26 protein-coding genes and 1 tRNA gene are annotated in these 20,814 nt (G+C 62.8%); 6 read left to right on the plus strand and 21 right to left on the minus strand.

Translation table 11 applies throughout. The features are described from left to right. The 6 genes from HMPREF9696_RS21860 to ygfZ form a co-directional block, all read right to left on the minus strand. Positions 1 to 208 (minus strand): hypothetical protein (locus HMPREF9696_RS21860; RefSeq protein ID WP_002714742.1); only part of this gene is annotated, 208 nt, incomplete at its 3' end. An 88-nt stretch (positions 209 to 296) separates the two neighbouring features. Further along, complete coding sequence (locus HMPREF9696_RS19350; RefSeq protein WP_002714743.1) at positions 297 to 1,274, minus strand: NUDIX hydrolase; 978 nt, start codon at positions 1,272 to 1,274, stop codon at positions 297 to 299. 262 nt (positions 1,275 to 1,536) lie between these two features. Further along, positions 1,537 to 2,043 (minus strand): tyrosine phosphatase family protein, encoded by a 507-nt coding sequence (locus HMPREF9696_RS19355; RefSeq protein ID WP_002714744.1) that lies wholly within the window; start codon positions 2,041 to 2,043, stop codon positions 1,537 to 1,539. Between the two features lie 79 nt (positions 2,044 to 2,122). Continuing rightward, a complete protein-coding gene (locus HMPREF9696_RS19360) occupies positions 2,123 to 2,740 on the minus strand; it encodes a YfbR-like 5'-deoxynucleotidase (RefSeq protein WP_002714745.1) in 618 nt (205 codons plus the stop codon). After that, the gene (locus HMPREF9696_RS19365; RefSeq protein WP_002714746.1) at positions 2,737 to 3,360 is read right to left on the minus strand and encodes a DNA-3-methyladenine glycosylase I; all 624 of its coding nucleotides are present in this window, start codon (positions 3,358 to 3,360) and stop codon (positions 2,737 to 2,739) included. The genes HMPREF9696_RS19360 and HMPREF9696_RS19365 overlap by 4 nt, the downstream gene beginning before the upstream one ends. Then, positions 3,357 to 4,235, minus strand: coding sequence for a CAF17-like 4Fe-4S cluster assembly/insertion protein YgfZ (ygfZ, locus tag HMPREF9696_RS19370; protein ID WP_002714747.1), 879 nt, complete (start codon positions 4,233 to 4,235; stop codon positions 3,357 to 3,359). Before ygfZ ends, HMPREF9696_RS19365 begins: the two co-directional genes overlap by 4 nt. A 151-nt stretch (positions 4,236 to 4,386) precedes the next feature. Here ygfZ and HMPREF9696_RS19375 point away from each other — a divergent pair, with 151 nt between their 5' ends. Then, positions 4,387 to 5,721, plus strand: a complete 1,335-nt coding sequence (locus HMPREF9696_RS19375; protein ID WP_002714748.1) for a dihydroorotase — start codon at positions 4,387 to 4,389, stop codon at positions 5,719 to 5,721. Positions 5,722 to 5,797: 76 nt separating this feature from the next. Here the strand turns inward: HMPREF9696_RS19375 and HMPREF9696_RS19380 are convergent, their stop codons facing one another. The 10 genes from HMPREF9696_RS19380 to HMPREF9696_RS19420 all read right to left on the minus strand — a co-directional run bounded on the left by HMPREF9696_RS19380 (position 5,798) and on the right by HMPREF9696_RS19420 (position 10,933). Then, a complete protein-coding gene (locus HMPREF9696_RS19380) occupies positions 5,798 to 6,577 on the minus strand; it encodes a transglutaminase-like domain-containing protein (RefSeq protein ID WP_040301628.1) in 780 nt (259 codons plus the stop codon). 43 nt (positions 6,578 to 6,620) lie between these two features. Further along, positions 6,621 to 7,394: a sensor histidine kinase gene (locus HMPREF9696_RS19385; protein WP_002714750.1), complete on the minus strand. Its 774-nt coding sequence runs from the start codon at positions 7,392 to 7,394 to the stop codon at positions 6,621 to 6,623. A 27-nt stretch (positions 7,395 to 7,421) separates the two neighbouring features. Beyond that, positions 7,422 to 7,625: a hypothetical protein gene (locus tag HMPREF9696_RS19390; protein WP_002714751.1), complete on the minus strand. Its 204-nt coding sequence runs from the start codon at positions 7,623 to 7,625 to the stop codon at positions 7,422 to 7,424. A gap of 85 nt (positions 7,626 to 7,710) precedes the next feature. Next, positions 7,711 to 8,007 carry a hypothetical protein gene (locus tag HMPREF9696_RS19395; protein WP_002714752.1) on the minus strand — a complete coding sequence of 99 codons (297 nt, stop codon included), beginning with the start codon at positions 8,005 to 8,007 and terminating at the stop codon, positions 7,711 to 7,713. Beyond that, the gene (locus tag HMPREF9696_RS19400) at positions 8,000 to 8,269 is read right to left on the minus strand and encodes a hypothetical protein (RefSeq protein WP_002714753.1); all 270 of its coding nucleotides are present in this window, start codon (positions 8,267 to 8,269) and stop codon (positions 8,000 to 8,002) included. Before HMPREF9696_RS19400 ends, HMPREF9696_RS19395 begins: the two co-directional genes overlap by 8 nt. A 444-nt stretch (positions 8,270 to 8,713) precedes the next feature. Continuing rightward, on the minus strand, positions 8,714 to 8,881 hold the full coding sequence (locus HMPREF9696_RS21720; protein ID WP_157170042.1) for a hypothetical protein: 168 nt from the start codon (positions 8,879 to 8,881) through the stop codon (positions 8,714 to 8,716). 181 nt (positions 8,882 to 9,062) lie between these two features. Continuing rightward, positions 9,063 to 9,329, minus strand: a complete 267-nt coding sequence (locus HMPREF9696_RS19405; protein ID WP_002714754.1) for a hypothetical protein — start codon at positions 9,327 to 9,329, stop codon at positions 9,063 to 9,065. Positions 9,330 to 9,511: 182 nt separating this feature from the next. Beyond that, complete coding sequence (locus tag HMPREF9696_RS19410; RefSeq protein ID WP_002714755.1) at positions 9,512 to 9,889, minus strand: TIGR02301 family protein; 378 nt, start codon at positions 9,887 to 9,889, stop codon at positions 9,512 to 9,514. 106 nt (positions 9,890 to 9,995) lie between these two features. Then, the gene (locus HMPREF9696_RS19415) at positions 9,996 to 10,424 is read right to left on the minus strand and encodes an NUDIX hydrolase (protein ID WP_002714756.1); all 429 of its coding nucleotides are present in this window, start codon (positions 10,422 to 10,424) and stop codon (positions 9,996 to 9,998) included. Between the two features lie 2 nt (positions 10,425 to 10,426). Then, positions 10,427 to 10,933 carry a hypothetical protein gene (locus HMPREF9696_RS19420; RefSeq protein WP_002714757.1) on the minus strand — a complete coding sequence of 169 codons (507 nt, stop codon included), beginning with the start codon at positions 10,931 to 10,933 and terminating at the stop codon, positions 10,427 to 10,429. Between the two features lie 119 nt (positions 10,934 to 11,052). On the opposite strand from HMPREF9696_RS19420, the gene HMPREF9696_RS19425 reads away from it, so the two are divergent. Further along, positions 11,053 to 11,811, plus strand: a complete 759-nt coding sequence (locus HMPREF9696_RS19425; RefSeq protein ID WP_002714758.1) for an SOS response-associated peptidase — start codon at positions 11,053 to 11,055, stop codon at positions 11,809 to 11,811. A gap of 12 nt (positions 11,812 to 11,823) precedes the next feature. Here the strand turns inward: HMPREF9696_RS19425 and HMPREF9696_RS19430 are convergent, their stop codons facing one another. The 4 genes from HMPREF9696_RS19430 to HMPREF9696_RS19445 are packed head-to-tail and all read right to left on the minus strand — an operon-like array spanning position 11,824 to position 15,333. Further along, positions 11,824 to 12,414, minus strand: a complete 591-nt coding sequence (locus HMPREF9696_RS19430; protein WP_002714759.1) for an NUDIX hydrolase — start codon at positions 12,412 to 12,414, stop codon at positions 11,824 to 11,826. 33 nt (positions 12,415 to 12,447) lie between these two features. Next, positions 12,448 to 12,900, minus strand: a complete 453-nt coding sequence (locus tag HMPREF9696_RS19435) for a GNAT family acetyltransferase (RefSeq protein WP_002714760.1) — start codon at positions 12,898 to 12,900, stop codon at positions 12,448 to 12,450. Further along, on the minus strand, positions 12,897 to 14,324 hold the full coding sequence (locus HMPREF9696_RS19440; protein WP_002714761.1) for an FAD-binding oxidoreductase: 1,428 nt from the start codon (positions 14,322 to 14,324) through the stop codon (positions 12,897 to 12,899). Before HMPREF9696_RS19440 ends, HMPREF9696_RS19435 begins: the two co-directional genes overlap by 4 nt. Before the next feature lie 22 nt (positions 14,325 to 14,346). Next, complete coding sequence (locus HMPREF9696_RS19445) at positions 14,347 to 15,333, minus strand: L-threonylcarbamoyladenylate synthase (protein ID WP_040301630.1); 987 nt, start codon at positions 15,331 to 15,333, stop codon at positions 14,347 to 14,349. A gap of 98 nt (positions 15,334 to 15,431) precedes the next feature. Between HMPREF9696_RS19445 and HMPREF9696_RS19450 the strand changes: the two genes are divergently transcribed. Then, positions 15,432 to 15,508: transfer RNA gene (locus tag HMPREF9696_RS19450), tRNA-Pro, on the plus strand. An 89-nt stretch (positions 15,509 to 15,597) separates the two neighbouring features. Here the strand turns inward: HMPREF9696_RS19450 and HMPREF9696_RS19455 are convergent. Next, on the minus strand, positions 15,598 to 16,041 hold the full coding sequence (locus tag HMPREF9696_RS19455; RefSeq protein ID WP_002714763.1) for a DUF2147 domain-containing protein: 444 nt from the start codon (positions 16,039 to 16,041) through the stop codon (positions 15,598 to 15,600). A 302-nt stretch (positions 16,042 to 16,343) separates the two neighbouring features. Between HMPREF9696_RS19455 and HMPREF9696_RS19460 the strand changes: the two genes are divergently transcribed. The 3 genes from HMPREF9696_RS19460 to HMPREF9696_RS19470 all read left to right on the plus strand — a co-directional run bounded on the left by HMPREF9696_RS19460 (position 16,344) and on the right by HMPREF9696_RS19470 (position 20,700). Beyond that, on the plus strand, positions 16,344 to 18,071 hold the full coding sequence (locus HMPREF9696_RS19460) for a cation:proton antiporter (RefSeq protein ID WP_002714764.1): 1,728 nt from the start codon (positions 16,344 to 16,346) through the stop codon (positions 18,069 to 18,071). A gap of 230 nt (positions 18,072 to 18,301) precedes the next feature. Next, positions 18,302 to 19,378: a 3,4-dihydroxy-2-butanone-4-phosphate synthase gene (ribB, locus tag HMPREF9696_RS19465; protein ID WP_002714765.1), complete on the plus strand. Its 1,077-nt coding sequence runs from the start codon at positions 18,302 to 18,304 to the stop codon at positions 19,376 to 19,378. A 107-nt stretch (positions 19,379 to 19,485) separates the two neighbouring features. After that, entirely contained in the window at positions 19,486 to 20,700 is a 1,215-nt protein-coding gene (locus tag HMPREF9696_RS19470) for an acyl-CoA dehydrogenase (protein WP_002714766.1), read from the plus strand. The last annotated feature ends 114 nt before the right edge of the window (positions 20,701 to 20,814 follow it).

Here is a 20,814-nt window from a genome sequence, read left to right on the forward strand (position 1 = left end):
GGTCAGCCGTATCCATGTCGGATGCTGCGGTTTCGGGCGCGATGGGCGGCGCGGCGGACTGGCTCGCCGTCGGCATTGCGGTGCGGATGCCGCCTGCAAGCGAGCCTTCGAGCTGCGTCAGCCGCGCGTTCAGTTCCTCGGACCGCATGGTCGCCTTGCGGGCGATGAAGATCGCGATGATGGCGAGAACAAGCGCAATAAATTCCATCGTCCCTCCTTGCGCGATCCGCCTGTGCTCTGCTCAGGCCTAGGGTCGCGCGAAAATTCAAAGCAGCCCCGCATGCGAGGCCAAAATCCTAGCGCCGTCCGCGCACCCGCAATCCGGGCGCGGGGCGTTCCTGCAAGACTTCGCGGCGGAAGCGAAACAGCGCCGCCGGCCGTCCGCCGGTCCGGGTGGACATCTCGCCGGTCGGTTCGACCAGCGCGCCGGCCTCCACCAGCCGGCGGAAATTCTGCTTGTGCAAATGACGCCCCGAGATCGCCTCAACGGTCCGCTGCAATTCGGTTAGTGTGAACTCGGGCGGAAGAAGTTCAAACACCACGGGCCGATATTTCAGCTTGGCGCGCAGCCGGGCGATGGCGGTGGCCAAAATCCGCCGGTGGTCGAAGCGCATCGATGCGCCGAGCGCGGGCATGGTCTTGCGGGCTTGCGCGGCGGGCCGTCCGTCGCGCCGGGCCTCTTCGATCAGGCCTGCCTCATAAAGCAACTCGTAGCGGTCGAGCACGCGCTCTTCATCCCATTGAGCGCCGTGCGTGCCGAAGTAGAGCCGCACGCGGTCGCGGCGCGACAGCGCGCGCGCGGTGTCGGGCTTTTCGGATTGCGCCGCCCAAGTCTCCAGTGCCGGAAGAATCTCCTTCTCGATCATCGGCGGCGGCGCATCGCGCCAGTCTTCCCAGGGAAAATAGCGGTACCACGGCTTAAAGGTCGCACCCGCGACCTGCGGCTTCGCGGTGTTGTCGGCGGCGCGTGTCAGCGCCAGATAGCCGATGGAGGCGACATGTACATCGGTGTCGCCGCGCTGGGCGTGGCGGCCGCGGTCGCCGAATGTATAGAGCTGTTCGACATAGCCGAGCCGCAGGCCGGTCTGCTCCTCCACCCATGCGCGCAGCCCGATTTCCAGCGTGCGATGGGCCAGCGCGTCGAACGGCCCGAACGGAAGGCCATCCAGATCATCGCCGCCGGATGCGGTGAGGATCGACGGCTCGTTGCCGTCGACCGAGACGATCGCGGCGGTCAGCCCGATTTCGATGGGTGTGAGGACTTTATCGGTCATGGCAGGGGACTAAATAGCAGACATTCGGTCCGCCATGGCCGGGCTTGTTCCGCCCATCCACGTCTTTCACCCGGGTACGGGAAAAGGAGGCGCGGATGACGAAACTTAACCTCTCCCCGAGAGGGAGAGGTCGGATCGTGTAACGATCCGGGTGAGGGGGTTCAAATTTCGATCAAAGTCCGTACCCCCTCACCCCAACCCTCTCCCCCACGGGGAGAGGGAGCGCATCACCTTTGATGCAAGATGGATGGAGAGGCTCGCCTCACTCCAGTTCGACGCGGAATGGCTTGCCTTCGATGCTCATGTTGCTCGGCCCCATGGCATCGAGCGCGCGGACCATGCGTCCGTTCCGGCCGAGCAACCTGTCGGCCAGCGTGACGATCAGCCGGTTCGGATAGGCGCTCGGCGACGCGGAGCGCATTTGCCGGGCGATGGAGGTCTCGTCGCGATGCGGATTGAGCGCGCACGCCGCCATGAAGGCGCTCGCGGTGGAGCGGCTGATCCCGGCATAGCAGTGGATCACCATCGGCGCGGTGCGGTCCCATTTGCGGATGAAGGCCAGCGCCTGTTCGACATGGTCGTAAGATGGCGCGGTGAAGCCCATCGCAGGTTCGTTGATGTCATCCATCTGGATGCGGAGGTGATTGGCTTCGAGCACCGAGGCCGGCCGCTCCACCTGGCCGACATTGGCCATCACGGTAAGAATGTGTTGCGCACCGGTGGCTGCGACAGTGGCGGGCAGGGCGGCAAGCGAACAGACGTGAATCATGGCGGTCCTTGTTTTCCGCCAAAGTATAGGCCCGTGATTTGCGTGCGTCATGCTGCAGGGCAAACACGGCGCGGGGTTCCTATCCCAGAAGCGCCTTGAAACGTGCCAGAAACTGCTTTTCGGCGCGGCCTGCCGACCACGGCGTCACATAATCCTTTTCTGTTGCTGCCGGCAGCTTCGGATCGCGGCCGAACAGGCGTCTGGCTTCGGCCTGCGCGAAGCCCGCCAGATGCGTCGCCTCCAGATAGGCTGCGCCCATATCCGCGGCCTTGATCTGCGCCTCGATCTCCGCAGGCAGCGCAGCGGGCAGGCCGAAGCGGATGTGGATCGCCGAGAGCAGCCGTTTCTCGACAACCTTATACGATCCGCCGATCACCGCCTTGAACGGCGAGATCATGTCGCCGATGACGTATTCCGGCGCGTCATGCAGCATCGCCGCGAGGCGGATGCGATGGTCGACGCGCGGGGTCTGCTGGCGCAGTACGGCCTCGACCAGCAGCGTGTGCTGCGCGACCGAGAAAATATGCGCGCCATGGGTCTGTCCGTTCCAGCGCGCGACGCGCGCAAGGCCGTGCGCGATGTCCTCGATCTCGATGTCCAGCGGCGAGGGATCGAGCAGGTCGAGGCGGCGGCCCGACAGCATGCGCTGCCACGCCCGCGATGCTGTTTTTGCCGGCGATGGTTTCTTCGCGGTCATTTCGATTTGACGCGCACCGGCTTCTTCAGCTTGCTGCACGTTTCATGGCAGTGGCAGGTTACGAGATGGTCGTTGACCATGCCGGTGGCCTGCATGAAGGCATAGACGATGGTCGGCCCGACGAACTTGAAGCCGCGTGCCACCAGCTCTTTTGACATCTTGATTGAAACCGGAGTGGATGCGGGCACGGACGCGGTGGTCTTGAAATTGTTGATCTTCGGCTTGCCGTCCATGAAGTCCCACAGGAAGGCGGAGAATCCCGGACCTTCTTCCATGATCTTCAGATAGGCTTTCGCGCTGTTGACGGTGCCTTCGATCTTGGCCCGGTTGCGCACGATCCCGGCATCGTTCATCAGCGCAGCGATTTTCTTGTCGCTGTAGCGCACGATCTTGGACGGCTCGAAATCGTCGAACGCTTTGCGGAAGTTGTCGCGCTTGCGCAGGATGGTGATCCACGACAGGCCGGCCTGAAAGCCGTCGAGGATCAGCTTCTCGAACAGCGCGCGGTCGTCATATTCCGGCACGCCCCATTCGGTGTCGTGATAGGCGATGTAAAGCGGGTCTTCACCCGGCCACGGGCAGCGATGCAGGCCGTCGTCATGCAGGCGCGCGCTTTTCATGCCGACGCTTTCTTCGGCGGCGCCACGTCGTCAGCACAGACGAGGCTGATCGGCAGCCCGCCGGCGGTCAGCGGCAATCCGGCGCCGAGCGCGTCGGACACGCGGTCGGTCCGCAACAGGGCGAGGCCCATGCCATTCGCCGAAGAGCCCATGGTGCCGACCGGCTTGCCGCCCGCCGTCACCGGCAATCCGATTTCCGGCACAGGTCCGTCCAGGCGCACGCGCACGGTGCGCGTGCGCGCGGTGCCGCGATGCTGCATCCGCGACACGACCTCCTGTCCCACATAGCAGCCCTTGTCGAAATCGACGCCGTGCAGGCGGTCCATGTTCGTCTCGTGCGGGAAAGCGTCGCCATAGATGAAATCGACGCCGCCGCGCGGCGCGCCGCAGGCGATGCGATGCGCCTCATAGGCGTCGCCGTCGGTCACATCCGCGCCGAGCGCGGCCGCGGTTTCCTCCACCAGATCGTCGGGCACGAATATGCGCCAGCCGAGCTGCGGATCGCGCGGATCTTCAAATGCGAGATCGGGCTTTGTCGCCGGCGTGCCGTCCCATGCCGCCATCACGCCGAGCTGCGAGGAGAGATTATCCACCGTGACCTTCTTCCGCAGCTTGTAGAAGCCGAGCTTGGTGGCGAAGGCCTGCGCCAGCGCCAATGGCACGTCGAACACGAACCCGCCGCCATGGGCCTCCGGCGCCTCGGTGACGATGAAATCCACGATGATCTTGCCCTGCGGCGTCAGCAGCGCGCCGAACCGGCCGAGGCCGGGCGCAACCAGTTCCACATTGGTGGTGAGGAGGCCGTCGAGGAAGGCCCTCGCATCTTCGCCGCTGACCTTGACCACGCCACGATCGGGCAGAAACGCTGCTTTCATAAGGTTTTCTCGGGATTCTCAAGTTCTTTGGGAAAAATCGCGCGCGTGTTGTTACACCGCAACCTAAGGCGCTAAAGTAGAGACAACAAGGGCCGCACGGCCTGCAAAACCGCCCCTCAACAGGGCTTTCCCATAAGACGAGTTTCAAGCATTGGCCCAGACATTTGATGTGATTCTGAAATCCGGTACCGTGGTCAATCAGGATGGCGAGGGCGTCCGCGACATCGGCGTCATCGGCGGGCGGATCGCGGAAATCGGGTCCCTCGGCGGCGCCGGCGCGGGCGAGGTGATCGACTGCAAGGGCCTGCACATCCTGCCCGGCGTGATGGACACGCAGGTGCATTTCCGCGAACCGGGACTGACCCACAAGGAAGATCTGGAAACCGGATCGCGCAGCGCGGTGCTGGGCGGCGTCACCGCCGTGTTCGAGATGCCGAACACCAATCCGCTGACCGTGACCGAAGAAACCTTCACCGCCAAGGTGAAAGCCGGACATCACCGGATGCATTGCGATTTCGCCTTCTTCATCGGCGGCACCCGCGAGAACGTCAATCACCTTCCAGACTTGGAGCGCGCGCCGGGCTGCGCGGGGGTCAAGGTGTTCATCGGCTCATCCACCGGCTCGCTGCTGGTGGAGGACGACGACAGCCTGCGCCGCATCTTCAAGGTGATCCGCCGCCGCGCTGCGTTTCATGCCGAGGACGAATACCGCCTCAACGACCGCAAGCATCTGCGCATCGAGGGCGATCCGCGCTCGCATCCGGTGTGGCGCGACGAGGACGCGGCCCTGATCGCGACGCAGCGGCTGGTGGCGCTGGCGCGCGAAACCGGCAAGCGCATCCATGTGCTGCATATCTCGACCAAGCAGGAAATCGAATATCTGCGCGACCACAAGGATGTCGCCTCCTGCGAGGCGACGCCGCATCACCTGACGCTGGCAGGCCCCGAAGCCTATGAGCGGCTCGGCACCCGTGCGCAGATGAACCCGCCGGTGCGCGATGCCTCTCACCGCGACGGCATCTGGCGCGGCATCGAGCAGGGCATCGTGGACGTGCTCGGCTCCGATCACGCGCCGCATACGCTGGAGGAAAAGGACAAGGTCTATCCGGCCTCGCCGTCGGGCATGACCGGCGTGCAGACGCTGGTGCCGATCATGCTCGATCACGTCAATGCGGGGCGGCTGTCGCTGCTGCGCTTTGTCGATCTCACAAGCGCCGGTCCCGCGCGGCTGTTCAACATCGCCTGCAAGGGCCGCATCGCCGCCGGTTATGACGCCGACTTCACCATCGTGGACATGAAGCGCGAGGAGACCATCACCAACAAGTGGGTGGCCTCGCGCGCGGGCTGGACGCCCTATGACGGCGTGAAGGTGAAGGGCTGGCCGGTCGGCACCGTCGTGCGCGGCAAGCGCGTGATGTGGCAGGGCGAGGTCATGACGCCGTCCACCGGTGAGCCGGTGCGGTTTCTGGAGACGCTGAAGGCCTGATTCAAGAGCTAGTTAAAACACCCCCCAGCAGCGATGGCAGGGTGTTTGCTTTCAAGAAGCCGGATCGTTGATCGCTTTACGCGACCTCGTCGGTCCAGACCTTGAAGCTGATCAGTTCATTCGGTCCGAAGGTCTGTGTGATCGGAACGTCGGATGCGTCGCGGCCCTGTGCGATCAGCACGCGGCCGATCCGTGGCACGTTGTTGCGCGGATCGAACATGTGCCAGCGGCCGCCGAGATAGGCCTCGAACCAGCCGGCGAAATCTCCCACCCACGGTTTTGGCGTGCCGATGTCGCTGAGATAGCCAGTGCAATAGCGTGCCGGAATGTTCATGCAGCGGCAGAATGTAACGGCGAGATGCGCGTAGTCGCGGCAGACGCCCTTGCGTTCGTTGTAGACCTCGAACGCCGTCATGGTCGCCCGCGCGTGCTCGTAACCGAACTTGATATGGTTGTGAACGACATCGCAGATCGCCTGAACGCGCGCCCAGCCTGGCGGGGTGTTTTCAAAGAGTTTCCACGCGATGTCCGATAGCCGGTCGGTCTCGCAGTAGCGGCTGCCCAGGAGATAAACCAGCGTATCCGGCGGCAGATCCTCCACCGCATGCTGGATGGCAGACGGCATCGCAACGTCCGGCAGCCCGCTGTCGCGTACCATGCCGTCGGCGTAAAGCCGCATCCGCCCCGGCGGCGCAACGATCCGGCTGCACCAGTTTCCGAACATGTCGCGATAAGGCGTGATCGGCACCGGTGGGGTTGTGGTGAGGAAATCGGGCGTGATGATATCGGACGCGCGAGTGAAATGCGTGCCCAGCACCATGATCATGGGGGTGGCCTGCGGAAAGTCGTAGATCATCTCATAGCCGACACGAATAGTGAGTCCGGTCACGTGTTTCCAATCATGTGGGAGGATGTTGTCCGGCGCCGATGCCCTCGCGGCGCGGCTCGTTCAGCGCGATCACCGGCTCCTGCAGCGAATTGATCGGGATGTTGACATGGCAGATCAGGCCGGAGGGCTCGAAGAGCAGCCGCGCCTCGCCTTGAAGCTGGCCGGGCAACGCCTGTTCGATGAATCGGCTGCCGAAACTTCTTTCTTTCGGTCCGGTCACGGGCGGGCCGCCGCTTTCTCTCCATTCGAGATTGAAGCGTTCCGCTTTCTCATCGACCGACCATGAGATCGAGATACGGCCGTCGGGGACAGACAGAGCGCCGTATTTCAGCGCATTGGTACAAAGCTCATGGATGACCATCGACAATCCGACGGCTGGTCCCGACGACACGGCGATGTTCTCGCCGGTGATCGTGAACTGCGCCAGCCCCTCGGTCTGGAATGCCAGGATTGCGTTTTCGATCAGCGTGCGGCAGCCCGCGCCGGTCCAGCTCTCGCGGATCAGAAGATCGTGTGCCATGCCGAGCGCGCTCAGGCGGTTGGCGATTGTTTTCTCTGCAGCGTCGATGCTGGTTGCGCTGCGCAGGCTTTGCGAGGCGATCGCCGAAGCAATCGCCAGCATGTTCTTCACGCGGTGATGAAGTTCACCAATCAGAACGGTTTGAAGTTTGGCCGCCGCAGCGTGAGCGTGAGCTTCGACACCTGCCTGGATGAGCAACTGCCGAAGCTGGTCGTTTTCGCTCTCGATGTCACGTAACATCGCGAGATATCGCGCAGTACGCATACACTATCCCTGGATTACGGCCGTTTTTCACGATTTTCGCTTTGCGACAAGTCGGGCCGGCGGATTAAGTTCCGCGATTTTGAGCAAAGCCTCTTCGTGGGTGGCGTGCGGGCCGGTCACGAACGTTCCGCTCATTTTGGTCGTGTACCATCCCGACACGACGCCGAGCCGGAGCGCTTCCTCCAGCTTGACATGCCGTGACGAGAGTTCTTTGGTTGTGATGTCGCGCATGTACAGTCCTCCCGCTCCCGCCGAACGTCGTGATGAGGTTTCAGGATCAATCGTTCGCGGAAAACAATCGAGGCGGAAAACGTAGTCAGCTTTCGCTGTCGAGCCTTGCGAAGTCCCTGAGGACCGACGCAACGAGATCGCGATGGCGCGTGTCATGTGCCCCGAGCGTTGCGTAATAGAGATTCAGCACATAGCGCGCTTTCGCGGCTGCTTCAGGCCAGGAAGTTACTGGCGCGTCGATAAGTTCGGCCTCGATCTGAAGCTGTCGGTCGCGCAGCACCGCTGCATGGCTCTCGGCTTCGGCCAATATCCGCCGCAGGTCGGTTGCTTTCTGAGCCGCCATTCCGCGGCGGGAATCGAGTTCGACCGGATCGTCAGACATCCGATGCCACCGCGTCGCGATGCTGCGCGTCCGCCAGATCGATCGAACCGATGGCGATCATCTCCACCGAATGGTGATGAGGCGGTGCACCCGGCACCATGATCATGGTGGCGATGCGCCGGAAACTCGGAAAAGAAAGACCTTCGATCATTTCCTCGTCGGTCACCACTTCATAGGCGCCAGCCGGAAGCACACGTTCGATCCCGTTGATCCGCGCCGGATGCTTGAAGATGACCGTCTCCCGTCGCGTTCTCATGACCATGAGATGCGCTCCAGGCCCGCCTTGTGATGTGGCATAGCCAGACTGTGCGCCTTTCCGGCGTGGATAGCTATCGGTTTGTTGCCGGCTGATCCCGACGCGCCTGACGGAAGTCGTCGGACTCTCCTTCATGCGTGAGTTCCTCAAGTTCCATTTCGATAGGGGATTGACAGATTTTGATCTAAGATTATATTCCTATTTATCCTACCCCGTCGATGAGGGGCGTGTCGCGATCGTCACGATGCGCGGGGCGGGATGCGGTGGCCGCGTGCGATGTTCGATCGCCGGATGCGCATGAAACTTCTGTCTCCGGACAGATCGTGCGCGGACAGCGATGACGACCACATTGTTCGCGGACGGCCCAGGACGCGATATCCCGGTGCCTCGCCTGGCACCATGGGGCAGCGCCAAGGTTCTTTCCTCCTACAGCGGGAGAGCGGCGGCGCGTCAGTCCCCTGCAGCGATGATCACCTCAGGGCCGGTCGTCGGGGGTTTTCGCGCAGCAAGCCGTTCCAACCATTGCGTGCGGAACGCCGGGTGAAGCGGCGTGACCGTGGTGACTACGCTCGTGTGCTTTTCACTTTTGCACACGAGGCTGCGGATGCGCTCGCGCATCCGGCGTTCCGCGCGCCCTCATTGAAGGGCGAAGCGATGAAAGCACTTCGGGCGCCCCCGCGCCGTCATAACAACAGGGGCGATGGCGCGTGGCTGTTTGAAAATCGAATCTGGAGGTGAGGGATGTCGTCGTCCTGAGGTGCGAGCACTTGCGAGCCTCGAAGGATGACGCCGCATCAAACTACTGCCGGAATTCCACCACCGAGAATTCGCCGCTGCGGATGCGGCCGGCGAGGCCTTCGACGAACTTGGCTACGGCGTCTTCTCCATAGGTGCTGACGAGTTCGGCAAATGCGGCGAACAGGCTGGCCTGGGCCAGGCAATCGCCATCGACGCCGTCATGCCGCGCTTCCGCCCACGCCTCGTTGAGATAATTCAGCGCCGCCCGCTTCTGGTCCTGATCGGTGGAGAGGCCGTGGGTGGGCGTCCAGGGATACGTATACGACATGAAATCAATGAACCTGTGGAACGAACCGGCGGGACTGCGCGGCAGGAAACGCCACGCAGCATTAGCATGCAGGGCGGGCCCCGCGAGCCAGTTCTTTAGGAAAGGTTAATGGCGGAAACGCAAGTTATCCTGAAATTACCGGCACTTGCGCTGGGCCGCCGCGGCGCTGTCCACCGGAAATCTCAGTTGGCGTAGCGGGCGGTGAGGTCGCGCGAGATTTTCGAGCCTTCCTCGAGGTAGCGGCGAATCGCCACCGTCGCCGCCGGCGTGCAGGACCGGTAGGTCTGCTGGAACCCGTTATAGCCGCGGTTGAAGCTGGCGATCATGCGGCTGCGGCGTTCGCCGGAGGGCGTCTCGGCATCGACCAGCGCCTGCATTTCGGCGCGCCACTTCTGGCCTTCGTTGCTGCCGCAGATGCCGCGCAGGTAGTGCAGGGTGCCGAGGATTTCCGCCAGCCGCTGCAGGTCGCCATCGAACGGCGCAGCCGCATCCTGCGCCCGGACCGGAGCCGGTCCGGCCAAGGCGGCCACTACAAAGATCGCAAGAATCCGCTTCAGCATGAGGGCCGCATATGCCCTTTCAACGGGCCGGAAGCAAGGCGGCCATAGCGTTTTCAAGCGAAGTGGATACCGGTTCGCGTGAAGAAAACGCGTCAAAATATAAGGCTTATAGACCCATCATGGCGGCGGCGGCCCGGATGGTGTCGTTCAGCCCGAGGGTAACCGGGAGGCCCTCCACGGCGCTTTCCGGGGAAAGCCAGCGGGCGTCGTCGAGTTCGTCGTTGAGCGCGATGTCCCCGGAAACCCAGCGGGCGGCGAACGGCAGGATCACGAAATGGCCGTGGCCGCCGGTGCGCGGCGGCAGCGCCTCGCGATAGCCGACAAGACCAACGATCTCGATCGCAAGGCCGGTTTCCTCGCGGATTTCGCGGATCAGGGCCTCGGTCAGGCTTTCGCCGAATTCCACCCGACCGCCGGGAAAAGTGTAGACGCCTTTTGCGGGCTCGCGGGCGCGGCGGACCAGCAGGATCTTGCCGTCGCGGAAAATACCGGCGCTGACGGCGAGCCGGGGGCCGTTATGGGTGAAGCCGGACATGGTCACATGGTCATGATGAATTCGACGTCTTCAGCGTCGTTGAAGCCGCCATTGATGACAGAACCGGCCTGCGTGACCAGCGGCTTGACCCAGCCCGTCGCCTGCTCGGCAAGATGGGTGCGGGTCTCCGTATGGCGGACCTGGCGCATGGCGTCTCCGACCTCGGTCAGGATCGCCGTCATGGCCGCGGTAATCTTGTCGAATCCGGCGCGGATGGCGGGGTCGCTCTCTTCATAGGCGCTGATCGCGAGCTCCCGGGCCTTGAAATTGGAAGCCGCGAAATGCTCGCAATAGCTCATCGGCTGCCAGCAGAGAAAATCCTCGAAACATTCGGGAATATCGGGGATCATTTCCAGAAGCATGATCGCCTCGTTGAAATGATTCAGGTAATCGGTGGCAAGCCCGGTGCGGGGATTGATGTTGGCCTCAAGCAGGCGCTGGGCGCGCGCGGCCGCATCGTCGAGGAGGGCGGCACCTGGGGAGGCACTCTCCTGATCGGCGGGGGGCATTTCCTGCAAGGCTCGCATCGGCATTGTTTGGATGTTTGGCGGGTTGAAGTTAAAGGTGGCTGAACAACTTTCACTTGTATGTCATTTTCCGGCGCAAGGGCTGTATTTCGGGTCTTTTTATGTGCGGGCGATACATCATTGCATCAAGTCCGGACGCACTCCGCCGCCTGTTCGGCTACGGCGAGCAGCCGAATTTTCCGCCCCGGTATAACGTTGCTCCAACCCAGCCGGTGCCGGTCGTCATCGCTGAGAACGGTGCGCGCGCCTTCCGCCTGATGCGGTGGGGCTTTCTGCCCTCATGGGTGAAGGACCCCGGCAAGTTCGCGCTGGTCATCAATGCGCGCTCCGAGACGATTCTCGAAAAGCCGTCGTTCCGCAACGCCATCAAGCGGCGGCGGTGTCTGCTTCCGGCGGATGGATATTACGAGTGGCAGGTTTCGCCGTCGCGCAAGCGTCCGTTCTTCATTCGCCGCCGCGACGGCGCGCCGATTGCCTTTGCCGGGGTTGCGGAAACCTGGGCGGGGCCGAACGGCGAGGAGGTCGACACCGTTGCCATCGTCACCACAGCGGCCGGCCCGGAAATGGCGATGCTGCATGAGCGTGTCCCGGTGACCATTGCGCCGAATGATTTCGACCGCTGGCTCGACGTGATGACGGATGCCGATGACGCGATGGCGATGCTGGTTGCGCCGCCGCGCGGGACATTCGTCTGGCATGAAGTCTCGACGGCGGTGAACCGCGTGGCCAATGACAGCGCCGATCTGATCCGCCCCAGCAGCCCGGAAGACATCGCCATCGCCGAGGCCGCAAGTAAAAGGCCGAAAGAGCGGGCGAGGAAAATTTCCGAAGAAGACAGCGGGCAGGGGTCGCTGTTCTAGAGGCTCGCTGTTCTAGGATCTGTTCGGAAAAATGTTCAGCGCTGCGTATTGCAGCAGCATGATCGTCTTGGCGTCTCTGATGCGCCCGTCGGCAATCATCTCGAATGCTTCGGTAAATGGCAGTTCGAGCGTTTCGATATCTTCGCCCTCATGCGCAAGCCCGCCGCCGTTGCCGATCTTCATGTCCGGCTGATATTCGGCGACGAAAAAGTACAGCTTTTCGGTCACCGCACCCGGACTGGTGAAGGCTTCAAAGATTTTCCGGATCGGACCAAGGCGGTAACCGATCTCTTCTTCCGCCTCGGAACGGATGCGTGCTTCCGGTTCGGCGTCATCCAGCGAGCCCGCCGGCGCTTCCACCAGCAGGCCGTCATATCCGTTGGCATAGGTGGGGTAGCGGAACTGGCGGATCAGGATCACGGTCCCCTGTGCAAGATTATAGGGAAGGATCGTGACGCCGTCGCCGCGATCGAAGGTCTCCCGCTTCTGGGTCTGCCATTCGCCGCTGGAGCGCCGCCAGTCGAACGTTGTCGCGCGCAGCTTGTACTTGTTGTCCGAGAGCAGCCGGACGTCCTTGATGCGAATGCGGTCGCTCACGCTCATGGATTTTACTTTCAGGATGGATCGGAGTGTTGGTTACGGCGTCATGGGACGGCCGTCGAGCCATTTGGCGAAGACGACGCGCTCCTGCTCTTCGTAGTCGAGCGTTTCATAGAACGCCTGCACGCGGGTGTTGTCGCCGCGGACCAGCAACTGAAGTTTTTCAACGCCGCGCTCGCGCAGCCACGCTTCAGCCGCGGTCATGATCGCGCGCCCGTATCCTTTTTTATGGTGATCGGGATCGACAGCGACATAATAGACCCAGCCGCGATGCCCATCATGCCCGACCATGACGGTCGCGACGATGGCGTTGCCGCCGCGGCCGACGAGAATATCCGAGTTCGGCTTTGCTCGCGCCCGCGCAATGTCGGCTTGCGGTTCGTTCCATGGCCGTGTGAGTTCGCAGCGTTCCCACAGTGCGACGACCGCCGGGATGTCGGCGTCCGCGATGGCGGTCACCGCAAGTTCGCTGCCGGAAGCGGAGGTCACAGCACCTTGCCCGGATTCATGATGTTGTGCGGATCGAGCAGTTTTTTGATCGAGCGCATGATGTCGAGCGCGACCGGGTCCTTGACGTGCGGGAGTTCGTCGCGCTTGAGAACGCCGATGCCGTGCTCGGCGGAGATCGATCCGCCATGCTTGGCAACCACCGCATGAACGGCGTCATTCATCTCGTGCCACCTTGCAAGATAGGCCGCCGTGTCGGCCCCGATCGGCTGGCTGACATTGTAGTGAATATTTCCGTCGCCGAGATGACCGAACGCGAAAGGCCGCGACCCGGGGATCAGCTTGAGCACCGCGGCGTCGGCTTCGCGCAGAAATGCGGGAACGGCAGCGACCGGCACGGAAATGTCGTGCTTGATCGAGCCACCCTCGGGCTTCTGGGCCGGCGAAATGACTTCGCGCAACTTCCAGAAGGCGTTGCGTTGATCGAGGTTGGCGGCGATCACGGCGTCATGGACGATGCCGTCCTCCATGCCTTTGGTCAGGATCGCTTCAATGGTGTCGCGGGCATCGTCGCGGGAGGAAGAGATTTCCATCAGCACGTACCAGGGATGGCGGCCTTCCAGCGGCGCCCGGATCGAGGGGCCGTGTTTGACCACGAAGTCGATGGCGATCTGCGGGATCAGCTCGAAACTGGTCAGGCTTCCGGCGGCGATGCTGCGGGAGATGTCGAGCATCGTGAGCGCGTCGTCCGGCGATGTGATCGCGGCGAACGCGGTCTCAACGGAGCGTGGCTTCGGAAACATTTTCAATGTCGCCGCCGTGATGAAACCCAGCGTGCCTTCCGCGCCGACGAAGAGATCGCGCAGGTCGTAGCCGGTGTTGTCTTTCTTCAGGCTGGACAGGCCGTGCATGATGCGCCCGTCGGCAAGCACGACTTCAAGCCCGAGTACGAGATCGCGCGCCACGCCGTAGGCCAGCGCGGCGATGCCGCCTGCATTGGTGGAGAGATTGCCGCCAATGGTGCAACTGCCCTCCGCGCCGAGCGAGAGCGGAAACAACCGGTCGGCGTCCGCCGCGCGCTGCTGCGCGTTGGCGAGGATCACGCCGGCCTCGACGGTCATGGTGTTGGACTGCGTATCCACCGCGCGGACCTTGTCGAGGCGGCGCATCGAGACCACGACCTCGCTGTTGTGCGGAATCTGGCCGCCGACAAGCCCGGTATTGCCGCCTTGCGGCACCAGCGCGGTTTTTGTTTCGGTCGCGAGCTTGCAGATCGCGGCGACTTCCTCTGTCGAGCCGGGACGCAGGATCAGCGGCGAGTGACCGCTGAACAGTCCGCGCTCTTCGGTCAGGTAAGGCGCGGCTTCATGAGGATCGGTCACAGCGTATTTATCGCCGACGATGGCCTTGAAACGCGCGAGCAATTCGGAAGACAGGGCGACTGGCGGCGGCTGCACGATGTTCATGTTGTTCTTGTTCCTGACGTGATCAGCTTCTTGGTATGGCGGCGCGCTGCAGGCGGTCGTTGATGGCCTCGCCGAGACCGTCATGTGGGATCGGCATCACCGCGATGGCGCGAGGGCTTTTTGCATCGAGATCGCGAAGATAGCCGAAAAGATTCGCCGCAGCTTCCACCAGATCGCCAGCTTCCGACAAATTCATGACGGTGGCGTGCTCCGAGCCGGGGAGATGCTGCGGGCCAAAGGCGAGCAACGCTTCGCCGGTGTCGAGGGTTTGCGCGTTCAGCCGGACATGTGTTCGCGGCGCGTAGTGCGAGGCCAGCATGCCCGGCGCAAGCGGCTGGCTATCGGCCGTGCCGGTGTCTTCCGGCATGCGCGCGAGCTTGTCGTCGAGCACACGTTCGATGTCCTCGCGCGGCAGGCCTCCGGGGCGCAGCAGCAAGGGTGTCTCAAAACACCCGACAATGGTCGATTCGACGCCGACCGAGACCGGCCCGCCGTCCACGATCAGGTCGATGCGTCCGTCGAGATCGCCGAGAACATGCTCCGCCGTTGTCGGTGAAACATGCCCCGAGATGTTGGCCGATGGCGCGACCACGGGCTTTCCGAACGCGCGCAGAATATCGCGCGCCACTGGGTGTGCGGGGACACGCACGGCAATCGTCTCTAGTCCGGCGGTCGCGAGATCGGACACCGGGCAGCCGGTGGCCTTCGGCAGCACCAGTGTCAGAGGCCCGGGCCAGAAAGCCTCTGCCAGCCGCAGGCTCGTCTCGTCGAAACGCGCGATTTTCCGGGCGGCCTGCAGATCGCTGACATGGGCGATCAGCGGATTGAAGGACGGGCGGCCCTTGGCCTCGTAAAGCCGCGCCACGGCGCGGGCATTGGTGGCGTCGCAGCCGAGGCCGTAGACCGTCTCTGTGGGAAACGCGACAAGTCCGCCGTCCTCAAGGCAGCGTGCGGCGGGCGCGGCTGCACCATCTGCAGGAATCGTCGTCGTCTTCAGGTCAAGTTTCATCGCAGGAGCCGCGCCGCCGATGGCGTGTGAGGAGGGATTTTCCCCCTTATACAGCTTCTTGCGGTTCGCGAGAGCGGAGGCTATACCGGCGCCCACGTCGGAGTATAGCGCAGCCCGGTAGCGCACCTGCTTCGGGAGCAGGGGGTCGCAGGTTCAAATCCTGCTACTCCGACCATAACCCGCAGAAAATAAAGGCATTTTTCTGGTCCGCGCCTGCGCGGACAGGGATCGTTTGCGCCTCGGCCAATCCGTGTCGGGCGGGGGTCAGCGGCTGCTGACCCGGGACCAGTTCTCGCCGCCGCAAATCGCGCCGACACACCCCTCGACGCGCAGTGTCCTCGGCCCCGTGAACAGGACCTTGCCGTCATACACCTTGCCGTCGTCGCCATTGTAGATGCGGCCGGTCCATGTGCCCGGGCCGGTCGGAACCATGCCGATAAACAACTGCACGCCGATCATAGGACGGGAGGCCAGGGCAGGATCCGGATTCTTGTCGTCGGTCTGCGGCCGGCCGGTGGCGGGGTCGATCGCCTCGCGCAGCCAGGCCACCTTGCCGCAGATCGCGCGTCCGCATTGGGTCACCTGAATTCGGGCATCGCCCTTTTCCGTCAGCCAAAGGCCATGGGGGCCGTCGTCCGCCCATGACGCCGCACTCCAGCCGACGGCCAGAAAAAGCAGCGCGAAAAAAAGATTCAATTTTGAAGTCATGGCTAACCTGTATTTCCGTCGCCCCTAAGTCCCGGCGCGAACCTATACAGCCAAGGCGGCTATTCAAGGCGAGGAGCGCAGGCAGCCCTCATGTTTTTGGCAATTGTCACTTCGCGGTCACCATCCGGCGGCGCATCCGCGCCGATTGGCCGCACAAGCGTCCACCCGCTTGAAATGTCATCCGTCACGGAGCGGAGAATGGCCCAAAAATACACCCGGGATATTGCTTTCGCGGTGGATTTTGCCCCCTTATACAGAGGCTTGATTCAGGCCATTTTGATGCTGCCGAGCCGGTCGAGGGCATGCACGAACTTATTCGCGATATTACCTTTTCGATCCTGTTTGCCTGGGTGCTTGGCCTTGCCGCGCATTTTTTCCGGCAGCCTTTGATCCTTGCCTATCTGGTCGGCGGTTTCGTCATCGGCCCGTACGGTATCGGCTGGGTGAAATCGCAGGAATCGATCAGCACGATTTCCGAACTCGGCCTGATCTTCATGCTGTTCATGATCGGGCTCGAAATCGACCTGAAGAAGATCATCCGGGCCGGCAAGGTGATCCTGTTCGCCGCGGGCGGGCAATTGATCGGCGCGTGCCTGCTCGGTCTCGCGTTCTTTGTCGCCATCGGCCTGTCGCTGGGAGGCGGCAAGTTCGACGCGCTTTATCTGACGGTGGCCTGCGCACTGTCGAGCACGGTCATCATCGTCAAGGTTCTCTACGAAAAACGCGAACTCGATACGCTGCCGGGGCGCATCACGCTCGGTATCCTGGTGCTTCAGGACATTTTCGCGATCCTGTTCCTCGCGATCCAGCCCAGCCTCGACAATCTGCAAATTGGCATCGTGCTGGTGTCGGTCGGCCGCGTCGGGGTTCTGGTCGCGACGGCGATGATCCTCAGCCGTTTCGTGTTGCCCCGGATCTTTCACCAGATTGCGCGCAACCCTGAACTGGTGATGCTCGGCGCGCTGGCATGGTGCTTTCTGATCGGCGAGGTCGCCGAGCGCCTGCACCTGTCGCGGGAAATGGGCTCGCTGGTGGCGGGCGTTTCGCTCTCGACATTCCCTTACGCGCTCGATGTCACGGCGAAGGTCACGACGCTGCGGGACTTCTTCATCACGCTGTTCTTCGTCGCGCTCGGCATGACGATCCCGATTCCGAATTCGTCCACGATCTGGCTCGCGCTGGTCATCGCGCTGTTCACGGTGGCGAGCCGCGTCCTCACGACATTCCTGCCGCTCTATTTCATGAAGCAGGGATTGCGCGCCAGCCTGCTGCCTGCGCTCAATCTGGCGCAGATCAGCGAGTTTTCGCTGGTCATCATCCAGACCGGCATTATCGCGAACCACATCACGCCCGAGACGTCCAGCGCCGCGTCATTCGCCTTCGTGATTCTGGCGGTGCTCTCGACGTTCGTCATCATGCGCAGCGATCCGATCACGCGCTGGATGATCCGCCTCCTGAAACGGATCGGGTTTCGCGATCTGGATCACGGGGACGCCTCCGGAGACGAGCACGGCGAGGGACACGGCGCGGCGCGGCGGATCGTCATCCTCGGATTTTTCCGGGCGGCGAGCGCGCTGGTCAGCGAGATCGAGCGCCAGAACAAATCCCTGCTCGATCAGATCAGCGTGGTGGACTTCAACCCCAATGTCTTCCGCACGCTGACCGCGCGCGGCATTCACGTCATCTATGGCGACATCAGCAATATCGACACCCTGCTTCATGCCGGTGTCGGCAAGGCCGAGATCATCATTCTCAGCGTTCCGGATTCGCTGCTCAAGGGCGCCAACAACGAAAAGCTGGTCCGCCATGTCCGCTCGATGAATCCGGATGCGAAAATCATCTCGACTGCGGACCTTTTGGCGGACGTGTCCGATATCTACGCGGCGGGCGCGGACTACGTCACCGTCACCCGGCTCACCGATGCGACGGAACTCTACAAGGTCATTGACGCGGCCGATCAGGGCCTGCTGGAGGAAAAGCGCGCCGAGATGGACAGCCTCCTCAGCGAACGCCGGGAAGTCCTGCCCTGACCCTTGCTCGCCCCTGACCGTGCGCCAAGTGCATTTCGCTCCGCGAAAGCGGCGGCTGTTTAAAACCCTGAATCGGACCTGTCGGTGCGAAAATCCGGCCTTGCCCGGATTTGGCGGGGCCATATCTCTCGTTTCAGGGGCCGCAGATGACGGCCATGTGGCGGCGGCGGTTGCGTGAGCCCGCGCCCTGCGCCATACGATCTGCACCCTTTTAAGAGCGCGAGTCCGTTATGGCCCATTCGATCCCAGAAGTCCTGAAGGCGTTTGCTGCCGGTGAAATCGTCGTCGTCACCGACGACGACGACCGCGAAGGCGAGGGCGATCTTATCGTCGCGGCAACCCTCTGCACGGCGGAGAAGATGGCATTCATCATCCGCCATACCTCGGGCATTGTGTGCGCGCCGATCACCGCCGACAACGCCCGGCGCCTGCGGCTCGATCCGATGGTCGCCAACAACGACTCCAACCATACCACCGCCTTCACGGTGTCGATCGACTACAAGCCCGGCATGACCACCGGCATTTCGGCCGAGGAGCGCACCGTCTGCTGCCGCGCTTTGGCCAATCCGAACGCCGGCGCCAGCGACTTTGCGCGCCCCGGTCACATCTTCCCGCTGATCGCGCGCGATGGCGGCGTGTTGCTGCGCTCCGGCCATACCGAGGCGGCGGTCGATCTGTGCAAGCTGTGCGATCTTCCGCCGGTCGGCGTCATCAGCGAACTGATGAACGATGACGGCACGGTCATGAAGGGCGAGCAGGTCGTGCAGTTCGCGGCCAAGCACAATCTCAAGCATGTCACCATTGCCGACATGATCTCGTACCGGCAGGCGCGCGAGAAGCTCATCGAGCGGGTGTCCACCTTCACCGTGGACAGCCCTATCGGACAGCTCGATGGATATGCCTACCGTTCGCCGTTCGATCCGATCCATCACGTCGCCTTCGTCTACAAGGGCGTCGGCAACGGCCAGAATGTGCTGACGCGCTTTCACAAGCCGAACATCATCAGGGACATCTTCTTTGGCTCGGGCAAGATTCACGCCGCGCTCGAGCATTTCAAGAGGAACGGCAGCGGCGTGCTGGTCTATCTGCGCGACGGCGCGGCCGGCGTGCCCGTGGCGCCGCTGGCCGAAGATCATTCGGCGGAGGCCGACCGTCATCGCCAGTGGCGCGAAGTTGGCGTCGGCGCACAGATCCTGCGCGATCTCGGCGTCACCTCGATCCGCCACCTCACGTCATCGGCGCATGACTACAAGGGCCTCTCCGGATTCGGCATCGAAATCGTCGCCAACGAGCCGTTCGAGAGCTGACCATCTCGCAGCGTTGCCAGGGCTGGAACTGGTTTTGCCCTTGCAACCTGTCGCCGACGATTTATCGTGATTTGATAACAGCAGACGCAAGCTGAAAGGATAGTGTCATGAGTGCCCGTCCGCAGACCAAGGACAAACCCGCCAAGCCGGCATTCCATTGGGATGATCCGTTCCTGCTTGACGATCAGTTGACCGAAGACGAGCGGATGATCCGCGACACCGCGCGCGCCTATGCGCAGGAGAAGCTGCTGCCGCGCGTCACGCAGGCCTACATCGAGGAAAAGACCGATCGCGAAATCTTCAACGAGATGGGCGAACTCGGCCTGATCGGCGTCACGCTGCCGGAGGAATATGGCTGCGCCAATGCGAGCTATGTCGCCTACGGTCTGGTCGCGCGCGAGATCGAGCGCGTCGATTCCGGCTACCGCTCGATGAACAGCGTGCAGTCCTCGCTGGTGATGTATCCGATCTATGCCTATGGCGACGAGACCCAGCGCAAGAAGTATCTGCCCAAGCTTGCGACCGGCGAGTGGGTCGGCTGCTTCGGTCTGACCGAGCCGGACGCCGGTTCCGATCCCGACGGCATGAAGACCCGCGCCGAGAAGGTCGCCGATGGCTATCGCCTGACCGGCTCGAAGATGTGGATCTCCAACGCGCCGATCGCGGACGTGTTCGTGGTCTGGGCGAAGTCCGCCGCGCATGACAACAAGGTGCGTGGCTTCATTCTCGAGAAGGGCATGAAGGGCCTGTCCGCGCCGAAGGTCGGCGGCAAGCTGTCGCTGCGCGCCTCGATCACGGGCGAGATCGTGATGGACGGCGTCGTCGTGCCGGAAAGCGCGCTGCTGCCCAACGTCTCGGGTCTCGCCGGACCTTTCGGCTGCCTCAACCGCGCCCGCTACGGTATTTCATGGGGCGCGATGGGCGCGGCGGAAGACTGCTTCACCCGTGCGCGGCAATACACGCTCGACCGCAAGCAGTTCGGCCGCCCGCTGGCTGCCACGCAGCTTGTGCAGAAGAAGCTCGCGGACATGGAAACCGAGATCGCGCTCGGCCTGCAAGGCTCGCTGCGCGTGGGCCGCCTGATGGATGAAGGCAAGATGGCCCCTGAAATGATCTCGATCATGAAGCGCAACAATTGCGGCAAGGCGCTCGATATCGCCCGCGTGGCGCGTGACATGCACGGCGGCAACGGCATCTCGTCAGAGTATCATGTGATGCGTCACGCCCAGAACCTCGAGACCGTGAACACCTACGAGGGCACCCACGACATCCACGCCCTCATCCTCGGCCGCGCCATCACGGGTATTCAGGCGTTTTCGTAAGGGCGGGTGAAGTCGAAGATTCTCATTACAAAGATTGTCATGCCCGGGCTTGTCCCGGGCATCCACGTCTATCTTCTTTCCACGGCGAATGTCTCAAGACGTGGATGGGGGGGG

Origin of the sequence: Afipia clevelandensis ATCC 49720, assembly GCF_000336555.1 — a bacterium.
Taxonomy (GTDB): Bacteria; Pseudomonadota; Alphaproteobacteria; order Rhizobiales; family Xanthobacteraceae; genus Afipia; species Afipia clevelandensis.

Excerpts from the sequence above, each read along its gene's own strand:
- HMPREF9696_RS19350 (WP_002714743.1), bottom strand. The coding sequence starts at position 1,274 with ATGACCGATAAAGTCCTCACACCCATCGAAATCGGGCTGACCGCCGCG.
- HMPREF9696_RS19355 (WP_002714744.1), bottom strand. The coding sequence starts at position 2,043 with ATGATTCACGTCTGTTCGCTTGCCGCCCTGCCCGCCACTGTCGCAGCC.
- HMPREF9696_RS19360 (WP_002714745.1), bottom strand. The coding sequence starts at position 2,740 with ATGACCGCGAAGAAACCATCGCCGGCAAAAACAGCATCGCGGGCGTGG.
- HMPREF9696_RS19365 (WP_002714746.1), bottom strand. The coding sequence starts at position 3,360 with ATGAAAAGCGCGCGCCTGCATGACGACGGCCTGCATCGCTGCCCGTGG.
- ygfZ (WP_002714747.1), bottom strand. The coding sequence starts at position 4,235 with ATGAAAGCAGCGTTTCTGCCCGATCGTGGCGTGGTCAAGGTCAGCGGC.
- HMPREF9696_RS19380 (WP_040301628.1), bottom strand. The coding sequence starts at position 6,577 with ATGATCTACGACTTTCCGCAGGCCACCCCCATGATCATGGTGCTGGGC.
- HMPREF9696_RS19385 (WP_002714750.1), bottom strand. The coding sequence starts at position 7,394 with ATGCGTACTGCGCGATATCTCGCGATGTTACGTGACATCGAGAGCGAA.
- HMPREF9696_RS19390 (WP_002714751.1), bottom strand. The coding sequence starts at position 7,625 with ATGCGCGACATCACAACCAAAGAACTCTCGTCACGGCATGTCAAGCTG.
- HMPREF9696_RS19395 (WP_002714752.1), bottom strand. The coding sequence starts at position 8,007 with ATGTCTGACGATCCGGTCGAACTCGATTCCCGCCGCGGAATGGCGGCT.
- HMPREF9696_RS19400 (WP_002714753.1), bottom strand. The coding sequence starts at position 8,269 with ATGGTCATGAGAACGCGACGGGAGACGGTCATCTTCAAGCATCCGGCG.
- HMPREF9696_RS21720 (WP_157170042.1), bottom strand. The coding sequence starts at position 8,881 with ATGCGCGAGCGCATCCGCAGCCTCGTGTGCAAAAGTGAAAAGCACACG.
- HMPREF9696_RS19405 (WP_002714754.1), bottom strand. The coding sequence starts at position 9,329 with ATGTCGTATACGTATCCCTGGACGCCCACCCACGGCCTCTCCACCGAT.
- HMPREF9696_RS19410 (WP_002714755.1), bottom strand. The coding sequence starts at position 9,889 with ATGCTGAAGCGGATTCTTGCGATCTTTGTAGTGGCCGCCTTGGCCGGA.
- HMPREF9696_RS19415 (WP_002714756.1), bottom strand. The coding sequence starts at position 10,424 with ATGTCCGGCTTCACCCATAACGGCCCCCGGCTCGCCGTCAGCGCCGGT.
- HMPREF9696_RS19420 (WP_002714757.1), bottom strand. The coding sequence starts at position 10,933 with ATGCCCCCCGCCGATCAGGAGAGTGCCTCCCCAGGTGCCGCCCTCCTC.
- HMPREF9696_RS19425 (WP_002714758.1), top strand. The coding sequence starts at position 11,053 with ATGTGCGGGCGATACATCATTGCATCAAGTCCGGACGCACTCCGCCGC.
- HMPREF9696_RS19430 (WP_002714759.1), bottom strand. The coding sequence starts at position 12,414 with ATGAGCGTGAGCGACCGCATTCGCATCAAGGACGTCCGGCTGCTCTCG.
- HMPREF9696_RS19440 (WP_002714761.1), bottom strand. The coding sequence starts at position 14,324 with ATGAACATCGTGCAGCCGCCGCCAGTCGCCCTGTCTTCCGAATTGCTC.
- HMPREF9696_RS19445 (WP_040301630.1), bottom strand. The coding sequence starts at position 15,333 with ATGAAACTTGACCTGAAGACGACGACGATTCCTGCAGATGGTGCAGCC.
- HMPREF9696_RS19455 (WP_002714763.1), bottom strand. The coding sequence starts at position 16,041 with ATGACTTCAAAATTGAATCTTTTTTTCGCGCTGCTTTTTCTGGCCGTC.
- HMPREF9696_RS19460 (WP_002714764.1), top strand. The coding sequence starts at position 16,344 with ATGCACGAACTTATTCGCGATATTACCTTTTCGATCCTGTTTGCCTGG.
- ribB (WP_002714765.1), top strand. The coding sequence starts at position 18,302 with ATGGCCCATTCGATCCCAGAAGTCCTGAAGGCGTTTGCTGCCGGTGAA.
- HMPREF9696_RS19470 (WP_002714766.1), top strand. The coding sequence starts at position 19,486 with ATGAGTGCCCGTCCGCAGACCAAGGACAAACCCGCCAAGCCGGCATTC.